The organism is Variovorax guangxiensis (assembly GCF_003952165.1).
Classification (GTDB): Bacteria; Pseudomonadota; Gammaproteobacteria; order Burkholderiales; family Burkholderiaceae_C; genus Variovorax; species Variovorax guangxiensis.
This window is the reverse complement of sequence record NZ_RXFT01000002.1, coordinates 368155-383971: the sequence shown is the minus strand read 5'-3', so window position 1 is coordinate 383971 and position 15817 is coordinate 368155. Positions and strand designations below refer to the sequence as shown.

Annotated in this window: 12 protein-coding genes; 6 read left to right on the top strand and 6 right to left on the bottom strand. The window is 62.4% G+C overall.

Going from position 1 to position 15817, the window contains the following annotated elements:
• Positions 1-25 precede the first annotated feature (25 nt).
• On the bottom strand, positions 26-1729 hold the full coding sequence (locus tag EJP67_RS07365; protein ID WP_240650548.1) for a PglL family O-oligosaccharyltransferase: 1704 nt from the start codon (positions 1727-1729) through the stop codon (positions 26-28).
• Between the two features lie 159 nt (positions 1730-1888).
• Here EJP67_RS07365 and EJP67_RS07360 point away from each other — a divergent pair, with 159 nt between their 5' ends.
• From EJP67_RS07360 to EJP67_RS07335, 6 genes are read left to right on the top strand one after another with little or no spacing between them, the layout of a single operon-like run.
• The gene (locus EJP67_RS07360) at positions 1889-2389 is read left to right on the top strand and encodes a type IV pilin protein (protein WP_126021049.1); all 501 of its coding nucleotides are present in this window, start codon (positions 1889-1891) and stop codon (positions 2387-2389) included.
• Positions 2374-3027, top strand: coding sequence for a pilus assembly FimT family protein (locus EJP67_RS07355; RefSeq protein ID WP_126021048.1), 654 nt, complete (start codon positions 2374-2376; stop codon positions 3025-3027). The genes EJP67_RS07360 and EJP67_RS07355 overlap by 16 nt, the downstream gene beginning before the upstream one ends.
• A complete protein-coding gene (pilV, locus tag EJP67_RS07350) occupies positions 3024-3434 on the top strand; it encodes a type IV pilus modification protein PilV (RefSeq protein ID WP_126021047.1) in 411 nt (136 codons plus the stop codon). Before EJP67_RS07355 ends, pilV begins: the two co-directional genes overlap by 4 nt.
• A complete protein-coding gene (locus tag EJP67_RS07345) occupies positions 3431-4612 on the top strand; it encodes a PilW family protein (RefSeq protein ID WP_126021046.1) in 1182 nt (393 codons plus the stop codon). Before pilV ends, EJP67_RS07345 begins: the two co-directional genes overlap by 4 nt.
• Entirely contained in the window at positions 4609-5205 is a 597-nt protein-coding gene (locus EJP67_RS07340) for a pilus assembly PilX family protein (RefSeq protein WP_126021045.1), read from the top strand. The genes EJP67_RS07345 and EJP67_RS07340 overlap by 4 nt, the downstream gene beginning before the upstream one ends.
• Before the next feature lie 17 nt (positions 5206-5222).
• Positions 5223-9383, top strand: a complete 4161-nt coding sequence (locus EJP67_RS07335) for a PilC/PilY family type IV pilus protein (protein WP_126021044.1) — start codon at positions 5223-5225, stop codon at positions 9381-9383.
• Positions 9384-9892: 509 nt separating this feature from the next.
• Here EJP67_RS07335 and EJP67_RS07330 read toward each other — a convergent pair.
• From EJP67_RS07330 to EJP67_RS07310, 5 genes are all read right to left on the bottom strand, one after another.
• Positions 9893-10390, bottom strand: a complete 498-nt coding sequence (locus EJP67_RS07330; protein ID WP_126021043.1) for a pilin — start codon at positions 10388-10390, stop codon at positions 9893-9895.
• A 344-nt stretch (positions 10391-10734) separates the two neighbouring features.
• Positions 10735-11862 (bottom strand): serine hydrolase domain-containing protein, encoded by a 1128-nt coding sequence (locus tag EJP67_RS07325; RefSeq protein ID WP_165909573.1) that lies wholly within the window; start codon positions 11860-11862, stop codon positions 10735-10737.
• A gap of 102 nt (positions 11863-11964) precedes the next feature.
• Entirely contained in the window at positions 11965-12501 is a 537-nt protein-coding gene (locus EJP67_RS07320) for a pilin (RefSeq protein ID WP_126021041.1), read from the bottom strand.
• A gap of 213 nt (positions 12502-12714) precedes the next feature.
• Entirely contained in the window at positions 12715-13518 is an 804-nt protein-coding gene (locus tag EJP67_RS07315) for a 3',5'-cyclic-nucleotide phosphodiesterase (protein ID WP_126021040.1), read from the bottom strand.
• A gap of 29 nt (positions 13519-13547) precedes the next feature.
• Positions 13548-15806 (bottom strand): CHASE2 domain-containing protein, encoded by a 2259-nt coding sequence (locus EJP67_RS07310; RefSeq protein ID WP_126021039.1) that lies wholly within the window; start codon positions 15804-15806, stop codon positions 13548-13550.
• Positions 15807-15817 lie beyond the last annotated feature (11 nt).

The window sequence follows — 15817 nt, the reverse complement described above, 5'->3', positions numbered from 1 at the left end:
ATCGGGCCGGCTCGCCGGTCTTGCTCTATGGCGGCGGCGCCAGCTGTTGCGGACCGCGATCTGCTTCCTTCAGCCAGCGGGCAAACTCCTGTGGAAAAGCGTCGCTGAAACGCTCTGCCTGCGCCCTGGCTTCACTCTCGCGCCCCAGCAGCTCAGCGCTTTCGATCAGCTTGACGATGACGCGCGGCTCCGGCGAGAAATGAATCACCCGCTGCGCGAGCGAGTGCATCTCGGCGGCATTCGCGGGCGTCACGGTGGTCAGCGTCAGTTCCGCGAACTCGGCCTGGTGCCCGAAGAACCACGTGCCCCGCACCTTGGCGAGCGTGTCCTGCCTGTACGCGGAAAGCCGTTCGTCGGGTGGCAGGTAGATCTGGCTGACGCGGACGTAGTCCCAGCTGGCGAGCCCCACGCCCGCCAGCATGACGCCCGCCGCCAGGGATGACAGCGCAGGCCGGACCGCAACGCCGCCCGCGCCAGGCCAAAGAATGCCGAGGCACAGTCCGAACACCAGCTGGAACGGTCCATACCAGAGCGGATACTCGAGCAGGCTGTGCAGCACGATCGCACCCAGCATGCCCCAGGCCATCAGGCGCGCAGGGTCCCGCTCCCGCCAGGGCCGCGCGGCCAGCACCATCCAGAGAAAGCCGCCGCAGATCAGCACGGCGGCGGGAATGCCCAACTCCACCGCCAGGTGCAGCGGGAGGTTGTGCGCGTTGTCGAGGATCTCGACGAACCGGGCGCCGTCGTAATGGGTGCTGTAGTGGGCGAAGCTGAGCTCGCCCCATCCCCAGCCGGTCCAGGGGTGCTGGGCGATCAGCGCGAGCACGTTGCGCCACAGGATCAGGCGGCTGTGGTCCTGGGGGGCGCCGGTCTGCAGGCGTTGGAGCATGCTTTCGACGGGGCCGTCGCTGCCGGTGGCCAACTGGGGGAGGAGCCAGGCGATGGTGAAGTAGAGGGGGATGGTGGCGAGCAGCCACTTCGGATCCGGCAGGCGATAGGTGGTAGCGCTGCGTTGCGGCGCGCCTCGCCTTTCCCGCATGGCGATGAAAGTCGCCACGGCGATGATCGACAACAATTGCAGCAGACCGGTGCGCGAGGTCGACGCTGCCGCCGCGACCAGCAGGAGCCCGGCCGCCGCCATCAAACGCCGCCGGACGTGAATTGCATCGCTGGTGGCATATAGCCACAGGGCTGCGCACCAAGCCATGCTGATCAGGGTCGCGAACTGGTTGCGCTGTCGAAGGTTGCCGTAGGCCTGTCCCAGCGCCGGGGAAGTGGTCCAGGGGACGAGGGGGTCGGCAAGCCCGTAGTACTGGAGCAGGCCCAAGACGGCGCTGACGAGCCCCGCGGCCAGCGCGCCCCTGGCCAACGTCAGCGTAACGCCTTCCCTGTCGCGCGCCGACGCACTGCCCACGTTCGCGGCCGCAGCGATGCCGGCAATCGCGAGGCAGGCACCACCCCATGCCGTCGGCCCTCCCGATCCGGAAAGCGCCACGAGCAGACCACCCAGGCCCAACAACACCCAGATCCGCAAGGCAGGCGAGCCGACAGGCCCCGTCAACAACAGCCCCGCCATGCATGCCCAGGAAACAAGCAATTGCCAAGCACTGGCTGATGGCCCGCTGACCCAAGGACAAACAAAAGTTAACGCAACCAGAGCTGTGCGGGTCAAGCCAAGCATCTTGTAAACAGGCTGAACGGGGAGGGCGGGCACCGTACTGGTGGTCATCTTGCCCATTCTGCGGGGCGGCATTGCCGACGAGTGGTCATCGGCGGCAGATGAGAGGCTTTGTAAAAGTAAACATTTGAAGACACGATCTAACAAATATGTTCAATTGTTTCCAACCCGTTTCCGGTTCTGCCGAGCGGGGCTGAAAGGCGTCTTCTGATGAAACAGCAACCTGCTCGCGGCCGGATCGGCAGTTCCCGGGCGCACGGCTTCACGCTGATCGAAATCATGATCACGGTGGTGATCATTGGCGTGCTGGCGGCCATCGCCATCCCGAGCTATCAGGACTATGTGCGGCGCGGATACGTGGTGGATGCCACGAATGGGCTGGCGACCATGCGGGCGAACATGGAGAGGTACTTCCAGGACAACCGAACATACAAAAAAGTCGGATCGATTGTCCCGCCTTGCCAGAACACGGACGCGAAGACCCGCACCTTCGGCAACTTCGTGGTGAGTTGCGCCGGCGATACCGACACGGGTGACACCAGCTTCCTTCTCACCGCAACGGGAAGCGGTCCTGCCAAGGACGTTATCTTTACGATCGATCAAGCGAACACGCAAGGCACGACCAAGATGCCGACCGGCTGGTCGGGCTGGACGTCCTCGTGTAACTCCGCCTGGATCGTCAAAAAGGGGCAAGCATGCCCCTCGTCATGACCGATCGCCGTCGCTCGGCCCGACCCGAGGGCTTCACGCTGGTCGAGATGATCGTGGTGGTGGCGATCATGGCCCTGCTCGCCGCGCTTGCCACGCCATCCATGCTCGGCTGGGTGCGCAACAACAAGATCCGGACGGTCAGCGATTCGCTGCAGAACGCTCTGCGGCAGGCGCAGACTGAAGCCACCCGGCGCAATCGGCAAGTGGTTTTCGCCCTGACCGATGACACGCCCACCGTCAAGAGCGCCAGCTACACGGCGAAGGCCAGCGGACGCAACTGGGCCATCAGTACGGTCACACCGACCGATTCCGACCAAACTGGGGCGTTTGTGGAAGCCGGCATCCTCAGCGACGTCAGTTCCAATGTGGTGATCTCCGGCCCGAACATTTCAGGAACGGGAACCGTCCCGACGGCGATTTGCTTCAGTTCGATCGGCCGCGTCGTGCCGAATGCCGCGCCAGGCCCGTCCAAAGCAGACTGCGAGGCTGCCGCCGTCTGGTTCGACATCGCGATGAGCGACACCAAGACAGGCGACAGGCCACTTCGCGTCACCATCGCAGTGGGCGGACAAGTGCGCATGTGCGACCCGGCCAGAACCCTTTCTGCAACCCAGCCCGATGGCTGTGCTTCGCCATGAAAAAACTTCGCGAAAAAAATTACCTCCACCGCGGCGAGGCCGGTGTGGCATTGCTCGAAGTGCTTGTAGCGGTGCTGCTTTTTTCCTTGGGCCTGCTGGGCCTGATCGGTCTGCAGGCACGAGCCGTCAGCTTCTCGGTAGACGCCGAAGACCGCAATCGCGCAGCGATCCTGGCTAACGAGTTGGTCGCGACGATGTGGCTCAATCGGTCGACCACCTTGTCTGCAGATGCATTGAAAGCCTGGAACAAGCGCGTAGGTGACCCGCAGTCCGGCGGCTTGCCCGGCGGAAACGGCACCGTCAGCCCTGTGGGTACCGGCAATGCCGCCGATGTGACTATCACTTGGCAGGCGCCATCGAGCAGTACGAGCAGCACGCTCAAAACCCACGTGGAGTTGCCGCTATGAGCGTCCGTCTCGTCGGTTCTGCCGTGCGAGAGTGCGGCCTAACCCTTATCGAACTCCTCGTCGCCATGGTCATCGCCCTGGTGGTGACACTTGCGATCACGAGCGCCGTGATCTTCGGCGAGTCGACCAAGCGCACCACGACGTCCGTCAACGACATCAACCAATCGGGGTCGTACGCAGCCTATCTGTTGGACCGAGCGGGACGCAGTGCAGGCTCGGGCTTTACCCAGTCGGGGGATCTGGGCGTATTCGGGTGCAAGCTGCAGGCCAAGCGCAACAATTCCGTGATCCTGCCGAGGACCACCGTCTTTCCTGCCCCCTTCGAGAAATTCCTCGGTAGCGCGAGCAATGTTGCCGATCTGCGCGTCGCACCGCTGCTGATTGGCAAGGGGCAATCTTCGGACGGCAAATCCGACGTGCTGATGATGATGGGGGGCAATGCCGCAGCAGGCGACGTGCCGCGCCCGATCATCGCCGCGGGCGCGAGCGCGAACATCGTTCGCCTGGACAACACGGTTCAGATCAAGAAGAACGACATCGCGCTGGTCAGCCGAGTCGACCCGAGCGGCACCTCGGACTGCCTGCTCGAACAGGTCGACACTTCCTTCGTGGATAGTTCCAACAACGAGCTCCTCACGCTCAACGGCATGTACTACACCGCGGGCGTCGGCACGACACTGGCATCGCTGGCGGCCAGCGGCACAGCCTATCTCACGCCGCTGGGCAACTACACCGCCAACAATGTCCAGTTCCAACTCTTCGGCATCGGCCCGAACAACACGCTGGTCAGCTACGACCTGCTGCGCAATGACGGTACCGACTCGATCCAGACCTTGGCCGACGGCGTCATGGAGATGCATGCATTGTACGGGCTGGATACCAATGGGGACGGCATCATCAATTCATGGGTGGCGCCCGACGCCACCGGATACGACGTCCTAACCATGATGAAGAGCGCAAACCTCATCAAGCAGGTGGTTGCAGTGCGCGTGGGCCTGATCCTGCGCAGCGCCACGCTCGAACGCGAGGACGTCTCCATGACGATTCCTGCCATGTTCAGCGACACGGACCTGAAGCGCGATCCCGTCACGCTGACCGGCGACGACCGCCGGTATCGCTATCGCGTCGTCGAATTCACCATCCCCCTGCGCAACGCGCTGTTGCTGCTCAAATCATGACTACTTCCCTGCGCAGGCAGAGCCGCGAGCGCGGCGTCGTGCTGCTGATCTGCCTGATCGTTCTCGTCGTCCTGCTAGCAGGCGGGGTCGCCGTCGTGCGCTCGATGAACACGACCCTTTCGAGTGCCGGCAACCTGGCTTTCAAGCGCGATCTCGTCAATCGGGGCGAGCAGGCAGCAGTCAAGGCACTTGAGTTGTTCAGCACTGGAGCGCTGTCCACCATCGGAGCGGATTACGACGACGCTACGCAATACAACTACAGCGCGATGAGGCTCGACACCAATGATCGAGGCATTCCGCTAGCGTTGCTGAAGGACGAGCTCTATAAGGCAAAGGCTGCCAACACCATCGAGCAGACCGGCGATTTTGTGAAGATCCGCTACCTTATCGACCGGCTCTGCAATGCCAGCGGTGCGTCGAGCAAGAGCACATGTGTCTACGCCCCTGCGGCCACCGATGTACGCGGCGGCAGCGTACAGGAAGCGGGGCGGCCGCCTCCCGCCAAGACACTGGTCTATCGATTGACCGTGCGCGTCGACGGCCCCCGCGACACACAGGTCTTTCTGCAGTCCTCCTTCACGAAGCCCGAATAACGCATCGCGAAAGAACCATGAACAACATTTCGATATTCGCCAAGCGCGTGGCCGGCGCGGTCACGCTGGCCGGCGCATTCCTGGGCATTCACACGCCGGCCGATGCAGCCAGCCTCGCCGACCAGCCGGTCTTCGCCACCTCGAACGTGCCCGGCAACCTGGCGCTGACGCTGTCCGTGGAATGGCCGACGGCCTCGCGCACGGCGCACACCGCCGCCTATTCCAGCACCAGCACCTTCCTGGGTTACTTCGATCCCAACAAGTGCTATTCGTATGTTGTGGATACCACGCCCAACGAAACCAACACGGGCGACAAGAGCTTCTTCAACCCGACTGCCGTAGCCACCAGCCACAAGTGCGACGGCACGAAGTGGAGCGGCAACTTCCTGAACTGGGCGGCTACGGCAACCATCGACCCGTTCCGCTGGGCCATGACGGGGGGCAGGCGTGTAGTGGACATTCCGACCGACACCATCCTTGAAAAAGGCTATCACGCGGGGCAAGGCCTGTTCGACGACCGCAATCTTCCTCCTGCGGAGATCCCAGGTGCCACGCCATTCAGCACCTCGACGAGCCTCGGCATCTCGGTCAACGGTCGCAAGTACGCGATGCGCATCACCGCATCCGGCGCATCGCTGAAGGGCGAGTACTACAACAACGCCAACAAGACGCTCACCGGCACGCCCACCGTCACTGTGGCCCAGGACAACGTGGATCACGATTGGGGTAGCGGCTCTCCGGTGACGGGCATCGGCGCGGACAACTTCGCGGCGCGCTTCACAGGCACTTTCACTGCGCCCTCCGGGGGCAACTACACGTTCCGGGTGCGGGCGGACGATGGCGTGCGCCTGTGGATCGCCGGGCAGTTGGTCGTCGACAAATGGATCGACCAGGGCCCGACGAATTACGACGCCACGGTTTCCCTGACGGCAGGGCAAAGCTTCGACGTGAAGATCGAGTACTACGAGAACGGCGGCGGCGCCGTGATGCAGTTCCTCTGGAAGAAGCCCAAAGACAAGGACTTCAGTACCTTCACCAGCGACATCGGCGGGGCGGTCACCAACGACTACACGATGCGCAACAGGGTTTGCAACCCCAACGCACCCGGCGGCGTCGAAAGCAACTGCGTGCAATACGGGAACAACTGGAAGCCCGAGGGCTTGATCCAGCAGTACGCACGGCGCATGCGCTTCAGCGCCTTCGGTTATCTCAATGAAGACGGCAACGGCCGTGACGGCGGTGTGATGCGCGCGCGTCAGAAGTTCGTGGGCCCGATGAAGCCGGAGCCCGGTCTTCCTGATACCGCGAACGCAAACAAGGAATGGGACGAAAACACGGGCGTGTTCATTCAGAACCCCGACTCGAAAGATGCCAAAGCAACGAACGCAAACGGCGTGACCATTGCCGATAGCGGTGTGATCAACTACCTCAACAAGTTCGGCCAGGTCATTCCCGGCACCTACAAGTCAAACGACCCGGTGAGCGAGCTCTACTACGCGGCACTGCGTTACTACCGCAAATTGGGCAACGTGCCGGAGTGGAGCAACCTGAACACCACCGACACGGCCACCACGGCCAAGCGACTCGACGGCTTTCCAGTCATCACCGACTGGGACGACCCAATCCAGTATTCGTGCCAGCGCAACTTCGTCCTCGGCATCGGTGATATCTACACCCACGCCGACAAGAACGTCCCAGGCAACACCAACACCGCCAACGAACCGACGATACCCGCCCTGGTTAAGTCGGACACCACGGTCAATGCCGTGACGGCCACCAACAAGGTCGGCCAATTGCAGGGAATGGGAAACGATCTGGGTACGCGTACGAACATTTCCAACGGTTGCTGCAGCAACAACTCGGCACTCATGGCTGGCCTCGCCTACGACGCGAACACCAAGGACATCCGGCCTGACGACCCGAAGACGCCGAGCACTATCGGCAAGCAGACTGTCCAGACCTACTGGGTCGACGTGCTCGAACAGGCGTTTCAGGCGAACAACCAGTTCTACCTGGCCGCGAAGTTCGGTGGTCTCAAGATACCGACCAACATGCAAAGCACGTTCGACCCGTACACCTTCAATGACGCCATTCCACAAACATGGTGGTCCACGAGCGGCGACATGCTTACCGACAACCGCAACGGTGGCACCACCCAGCCGAGGCCGGACAACTACTTCACGGCGGGCCGGCCCGACTCGATGGTGGACGGCTTGACGAAGGCGTTCGCGAGCATCGCCAACGCGATCAAGTCGTTCACCACGTCATTCTCGCTGTCGAGCCCGCAGGTATCGGCCTCAGGCGCGGCCTCTTACGCATCGCAGTACGACTCTAACGGTTGGACCGGCGTGCTGTCCGGCAGCCAGCTCACCTTCCCCAAGGGCGTACCGACGCTCACGGAGATGTGGAACACCTCGAGCACACTGGAAAGCCAACTGGCCGGAACCGGCTGGGACACCGCGCGCCGGGTGCTCACATGGAACGGTACCGCCGGGGTGCCCTTCCGCAAGGCCAACCTGACATCAGCCCAATCCACTGCCCTCGACACGCCCTGGACAACAGGCGACGACAGTGGCGACTTCCTCAACTACCTGCGCGGCGACCGCAGCAAGGAAAAGACGACCACCGACGACACCAAGCCCTACCGCCGTCGCGCGCTGCTGCTTGGCGACATCGTGAACGCGAAGGTCACACCTGTAGGCCCACCGTCGAGCCAGTTCTCTAACACGGTCAACCCGGGCTATGCAAAGTTCAAGACGGACTACGCCTCGCGTCCAACCATCGTTTACGCGGGTGCCAACGACGGCATGCTGCACGCGTTCAACGGCGCCCTGTCCGGAACAGGGGCGGGCAAGGAACTGTTCGCCTACGTGCCAAGCATGCTGTTCTCCGGCCCCAGCAGCCCAGCCACGCCCACGCTCGATGGCCTGCGGCAGCTCGGCAACCCGGACTACCAGCATCACTACTACGTCGACGCGTCGCCCAAGGCTTTCGACATCGACTTCAACAGCGCGGGCGGTGTCTTCACGACCACCGCTACCGGCAACAACTCGGACTGGCGCACCGTTCTGATCGGCGGGCTCGGCAAGGGTGGCAAAGGCTTCTACGCCATCGACATCACCGATCCCGCGAGCATGACCAGCGAGGACACCATCAAGACCAAGGTACTGTGGGAGTTCTCCAGCGCAACTACCGGCGTGGGCAACACGCTGGGCTACAGCTTCGGCACGCCGGTGGTGTTGAAGACCAAGAAGTACGGATGGGTCGTGGTCTTCACTTCGGGCTACAACAATAGCGACGGATTCGGCTACGTGTACTTCGTGAATCCGAAGACCGGTGCACTGCTGGAGAAAGTACAGACCGGCACCTCGGCGGCAGGCCTGGCACAGCTGACCGCCTACATCACCGACTTCACGGACGGTACCGCCGATGCGCTCTATGCGGGCGACCTGAACGGGCAACTCTGGCGTTTCGACGTGACCGCGGCCAAGGGCAGCGCCGGCTCCTACCCTGCCCCGTTGAAGCTGGCCACCCTGGCCGATGCCAGCGGCGCACAGCCGATCACGACCCAGCCCCTGGTGGAGATCGACCCAAAGAGCAAGAAACGCTACGTGCTCTTCGGCACTGGCCAGCTGCTCGACACCGTGGACATCAATTCGAAGGCAGGCCAGTCGTTCTACGCCATCATCGACGGCGATGCCACGAGCTTCGACAAAGGTAGAACCGCTGCGATCACGCGCGACGACCTGGCAGCCCTGATCGAGGACAACCTCACGGGCAAAACGGCTTTCACCCTGGGGACGAAGCTGGGCTGGTACCTCGACCTGGGCAGCGACGCAACGTCGGGAACCACCTGGCGCGTGACGCTCGGCGCCACATCGTTCAATGGCGTCGTGGTGTTCTCCAGCCTGATGACGACCGGCGACGCCTGCAGCCCTTCGGGCCAGAGCCGGGTCTATGGGGTGAACTATGGGTCCGGCACGACAGCACTGACGACAGGAGCCGCCTATGTCGGCTACACCAGTGCGATCACGGACAGTGTGATCATCAACAACAACGGCAGGATGGAGAACATCGTCGGCAACGTGACTGGCGGGATGGACAAGCCGCCGATCGACTTCGGCAAGGGAACCAAGCCGCGGTTGTTGAATTGGCGAGAAGTGCCGACGATTGATTGAGGACAGCCCTTACGCTGGAGCGTTCACCACCCCGACGTAGCGTGAAGACAGTCCAAGAATGACCGCTTACTTCAGAGGGTGGTGCTCCTTAGGGGTAGGCGCCGCAGGCGCCACGAATAGACGCTCGCCTAACTTGCTTGACTGTGAGTTCGCTGCGAGCGTCTTCACGAGATCTGCCACGGGATCAAGTCGTCAGGGCGGGCGAGTGTTGGTCGTGCTCGGCATGGCGCCTCCTGTTCAGCGTTGAGTTGGCGATTTGGTCATCGTGTGAATAATGACGATTCGGATTTTGGTCCAGCGCCGCCCTACCAAGTGAGCAAGTATTGATCTTCAATGGACGCGTGGGTAAGCAATGCGCCAATCACTATCACGCACAGCGCTCGCCTGATACAGCGTCGCGAAACCGATGGGCCAAACGGCATCTGCCGGACTAGTGCACGGTAGATAAATATTCCCGGCTTGGGACACTTATTCCACTGGCAAGGTCAATTGGCCGCGAGTCGACGTGCCTATGAGCACTGTGCTGATTTGAAGTGAGCAGCAACGCTGCTGGTACAACTCCAGAAACCCATTGAATTGCGCTGCCAGGTGACCGTCTCACCTGCAAGCACCGTGCTTGCCGAATTACCAAAGGTTGCTTGTATCAGCGCCACTTGAGAACCAGTTGACGGAAATGAGACTGCAGGTACACCTGTGCCTGCAGGCAACCCGCTCAACGTCGGCGCAGCGCCGTTGAAGGCGGGCAGCGTCATGAGTGTAGAACCGGTTGCACCCGGATCGCACTGCAGCGATCCTGATCCTATCCCGGTCGTTCGACCATCAACGACACAATTCTCCACAGACGCCCGCAAGGCTGCAGTTTCCGCAATGACTCGCGTCACCTGCGAGCGCGATATGTACGTCTGATATTGAAGCAAGGCGATATTCGCCAGTATTCCGATGATCGCTATGACAACTATCAATTCAATCAATGTAAATCCTCTGCTTGCCTTTTGCGTGTCCTTCATGCGCTAGCTTCCTCAATCAAAAGTGGATCACAGCAGGCTGCGTGCCATCCGATTGGTTTTCATTTTTGTCATCGACCAACGACACACCTTCGAATGATGACTTCCCCGACCAGGGTGTCCTTCGATTAGTTTGAAATCTCGATCGAGTCGCCGTGTTGCAGGATCGGCGCGCCGACCTCTCGAAGGCGATTCATCATCGGTCTGCGACCTGGAAGCGATATCGCCTAGTGGTATCTGTAGGCAGACCTTTAGTTTGCGCCACCAAACCGCAACCCGCGATGCTGGCTTAGTGCAGTGCCCCAGCCAGTGGTCAAGACACTCGGCTTTAGGAGGACTTGAGCCCCCTAGTGCAGTGCCTTCAGGAAGCCTGCCTCGACATATTCGTATGCAAGCAGCGGGGGATTCATATCACCTGCCCCAAGCCAGATGAGGAAGTTACCCGTTGCGTCCATCAGAAACAAAGCCGACATGCCGTAAAGGTAGCCACGCTGCACCCATATCTGAGTGCTGCCTACGCGTCGTCGCTCCAAAAATCCGTCTTGGCAATTCTCCGGCTTCGTTTCATCACAGCGGATGGAGTTGTCGCGCATTTCACGAGCAAGATCCAGCAATGGACGATGGTCGATAACGAAGCGTGCAAGCCCTTGCGCATTTCCAGTCATGCCCATGGAAGCGCGCAACGCCGTCCAATCGAAATAGCGGACAAAGTCCGGGCCGTAGAACTCGTTATGCATGAAGTTATATTCGACCGGAGAATCGGCACGATCGAGATAATCGAGCCCATATCGAGAGATGTGCAGACCCTGCTCCAACGCATCCCATAGGCTATGACCAAATCGACGCTGGTACGCGACAGAAGCGAGGCAATAGTCTAAGTTGGCGTAGGCATAGCGCTCTCCGGGCGCGAACTGCAAAGGAATCTGCGCCAATTGACTGACATCCTCAGGACACCACGGCTTCTTGTTGCGGACAACCATGGGGTCCTCGGCTTGCAAGCGATCAAAACCTGCCGAGTGGTTGAGCAGTTGACGAATTCGTATCTGAGAGATCCGTTTGTCCTTGAATGGAGGTGATATCGATAACGCCTGAACGAGCGGCACGTCCAGCCACGCCGATCGCGGCTCTGCTTTTTCATGCGTCAAACCCATGAATGCCACCAGCTTCGAGAGGCTGGCAAGGCGGAATCGAGTGTCGTCCGTTACTCGGCCGCTAACCAGCGGCAAGCCTTTCCAACCGTTCACGCAGCTAGCCTGTTTACCAGTGCTATCCACAAAAACTAACTGATTGGCCGGAGAGTCCAACTGGGTCGGCAACCTGCGAGCCAACTCTTTGAGCCATGGGGCAGTCCGCGCATTGCAATCGGTCGACCAAGCTGCAAGATGCGCCCTGACCGGGTAAAGCCAACGGCGCACCATGTTGCGATCCTTTTCCCAAGCGAGCCAAGGCAAAAAGATCAGCGCGATCAGCAGCAAATATACAACGAGGCGTGCTCGGCCCATTTTTTAACTAGGAGCTATAAATAAAAAGGCGCCCCAAAGGGGGCGCCTCTTGTATATCCAATATCCTTATCTGGATTAACCGCCAGTGCCGCCAGTGCCGCCGGTACCGCCAGTGCTGCTAGAAGCGCTAGCGTCACAGCCGGCCGGCTTGTATTTTGCGTCAACGCTCGTAGAGCAAGACCAAGTACCCGTAGCAGCTGCACGCTTCCAAGTCAGAGTTTTTCCGGCGATGGTCGCTGCGGCATTGGTGCCAAAAGTGCCTTCGATCGATGCGTCGGTCGTGGCAGAACCGAGATCCACCTTAAGACCGGTGTTGACTTGCACTGCGGCGCCCAAGAGATTGCTCACGGTCGAGCCGAGATCGCATTGGGTCGCGGTGGGAGTGCTGCCCGACGCGATAGGGGTAAGTTTGCCATCCAGAATACAAGCTTCTGCGGCAGTACGGAGCGAGCCAGTTTCGGACATGACCCGAGCCACCTGTGACTTGGCAACATAGGTCTGATACTGCGGAATCGCAATAGCAGCCAAGATACCGATGATCGCCACAACGATCATCAATTCGATAAGGGTAAAGCCGGCCTGAGCGCGGCGGGCGAGAGTACGACGGTTCATTGAACTAACTCCAGGTAGGTTGGTTGTTACGCCCGGGAACCTGCCCGGAGCGAGGTACCTTCCGCAGCATCCGTGCCACCCGTCTCCAAGCCCTCCCACCGACCGAACACGTCACTTGGAGTCACTTTGGCGTTACACCACGTGACACAACTTGCCTCAATATGCGACACTTCGTGACAAATTTGTCATGCCAGTGCGTCCACTGACCGGCAGTCAGAAAGTCAGGACACCATCCACCTTCAGCCAGCGAATGTCCCGCTGCCCCATGCCTGCCGCCTGCTCGGTCACCAAGGCTTCGATCTGGCTCATGATCTCGTCGGTCTCGGCGGGCTTGGTGTGGGTGATGTAGATCGGGTACTGCTTGCCCGGCGCGATGTGGGCGAGTTCACCGGCCAGAACGGCGGGTGACAGGTGCAGGCTGCGCTCGGCCAGTGCCTGCTCGCGGCTGCTGAATGCCGTTTCGATCACGAGCATCGCCACGTCGAGCTCGTTCACGCGCTCCCAGAAGGGCGCGTTGCGCTCGGTGTCTCCGCTGAACACCCAGTGGGCGCCGCCCTCGGCCCTTCGCACGGCGAAGCCGCAGGCCGGCACGGTGTGGAACGCGGGCAGCACTTCGACCACCTTGGGCTCGCGGCTGCCCAGCGGCAGTTGCTGGCCCACCGCGATGTCGTGAAAGCTCACGAAGGGCGCCTCCTGGCTAGGAATGCTCTCGAAGTCCGGCCAGATGACGTTGTTGAACACGTGCGTGCGCAGCGCGTCGATGGTGTCCCGCAGCGCGTGCACGCGCAACGGCTGCGTGCGGCGGCTGCCGATGGCGTCGAGCATCAGGGGGAGCGCTGCGATGTGGTCGAGGTGGCTGTGCGTGAGCACGACGTCGTCGATGCAGGCCATTTCATCGAGCGTGAGATCTCCGACACCGGTGCCCGCATCGACGAGCAGGTCTGTGTCGACCAGGAACGAGGTGGTGCGGCAGTCTTTGGCGATGGCGCCCGAGCAACCCAGCACACGAACCTGCATTGTGAAAGACCCCTTTTATGTGTCTGTCGTCATTTGGTCTCGAACCGGGTCGCGCCGTCCCAGTTCGGGTCTTGCGGTCGCAACGCCATCGAGGCTAAACGCTGGGCGTAGAGCTGGTAAAGGACTTTTTTCGCATCCGCGGCGAGCAGGGGAGCCAGCAAGTTTCGGCCCATGGCCCAGTCCTGGCGACGATATGCAGCCAGCACTTCGCCCCAGCGTTCGAGCAGCTGCCGCGTCTGCTGCTGCGCTTCGGGCGTGCTTGCGGACAAGGGCGTAAAAACGGCAACGGCCTGTGCTTTTCCCTTGACCCGCACGCTGTCGAGCTCCTGCCAGACGAACCCCGGCGCCAGCTCGCGCGTCGCGCCGCTCGCGACCACTTCAACGCCGTAGTGTCCGCTCAGGCCCTCGAGGCGAGACGCGAGGTTGACCGCATCGCCGACCACGGTATAGCTGCGCCGCGCGGTCGATCCCATGTCGCCCACGCTCATCACGCCGCTGTTGATGCCGATGCCTACGCTGATCTCGGGCCGGCCGCTCGCGCGATGGATGCGGTTGATGTCGTGCACGGCATCGGCCATGTCGAGCGCGGCCCGCACGGCGAGCGTAGCGTGGTCGGGCGTATCGATGGGCGCGCCCCAGAAGGCCATGACGCAGTCGCCCATGTACTTGTCGACGGTGCCGCGGTGGGCGCTGATGACGTTGGTGAGCCGGCTGAAAACGGTGTTGAGAAAGGCCTGCAGCTCGGCCGGCGCCATCTGTTCCGACAGGCGCGTGAAGTCGCGCATGTCGCAGAACATCACGGTCATGGGCTTGCTCTCTGCGCGCATGCTGTAGCGGCCGGGGTGCTCCATCATTTCGTTGACGAGCTGGGGCGGCACGTAGGTGCCGAAGAGCCGCACCAGGCCGCGCCGCGCGCGCGATTCGACGAAGTAGCCCCAGCTCATGTTGAACGCGAAGGCCAGGGCCGCCATCGCCAGCACAGACGCCAGCGGCAGCACGAGGCTGGAGCCCACGTAGAGCCACACGTTCAGCCCGATCAGCGCCGCGATCGCGCCGGCGGCGAGCAGCAGGGCGCGCGGCGCTGACAGCAGAGACATCCCGAAGGCCAGCAGGAGGCCGGTCACGGCGACGAGCAGCACCTCGTAGCCCGGCGCGTAGTCGGGCACGCTCAGCAGGCGCCGGTCGAGCAGCGCGGAGACGATGTTCGCGTGCACTTCCACGCCCGGGAACGCGGCTTCGACCGGCGTGGCGCGCAGGTCCTGCAGCCCCGGCGCGGTGGCGCCCACGAGCACGATCCTGTCCTTCAGCTCGCCTGGCGCGAGTCTGCCTTCGAGCACGTCGGCGGCCGGCACGTAGCGGAACGATCCGCCGTCCGCGCCGCCCTGGCCGCGAAACGGCACCTGCATGCTGCCCGTCCCGTCGACCGGAATGCGCAGCCGCCCTACCCTCAGCGATTCGAGCTGCGGCGCATTGCCGCCGCCCGGCGCGAAGGCCGGCTGCACCGGCGGCGATCCGTTCGCGAGGCGGTAGACCGCAAGCCCCAGCGACTCGTAGTAGCCCGGCTGCGCCTTGTCTCCGTCGTAGCGGGCGATGAGCGGCACGCTGCGGATGACGCCATCGCCGTTGATGCCGACCAGCGTGTTCAGGAAGCCCGCGACCGGCGCCGCCTTCGCCAGCTCGGGCAGGCTGGCGCCGAAGCCGTTCCAGCCCGTGGCGTAGGTACCGCCCTGCGGGAAAGCACCGGCCGGCAGCAGGGGCGCCGCAGGCAGCTGCCCCTTGGCGCTCGGCGCTTCCGTTCGCGTGAAGTAGTAGCCCAGCGCCACGCGCCGGCCGCTCAGCGCGGCAGCGAGCGTGGCATCGTGATCGAGCGAGGGCGCCAGCCGCTCGACCTCGGCGGCCAGGCCGGGCACCTTGCCCAGCGGGCCACCCATGATTTCCCTCAGCCTGTCGAGGCCCGAGCTGCGGTCAGGCTCGAGGAACATGACGTCGAAGCCGAGCACGGCCGCCTGCTGGCGGGTCATCAGCTCGGTGGTCAGGCGGGCGATCTTGTCGCGGGCCCAGGGCCACTGGCCCTGCCGTGCGAGGCTGGCGTCGTCGACGTCGACGATCACCACCCGCGCATCGGGCGTGCCCGGCATGGTGGCACGCAGGCGGACGTCGTAGATCAGCTGGTCAAGACGTTCAAGAGCGGTCAGCCGCCAGGCGCCGGTGGCATGCGCCAGCGCCAGCAACACCGGCAGCAGCGTGATCGCAATGCGCGGCCAGTGCCGCCGCAGTTCTTCTCTCACGGCGCCCGGTC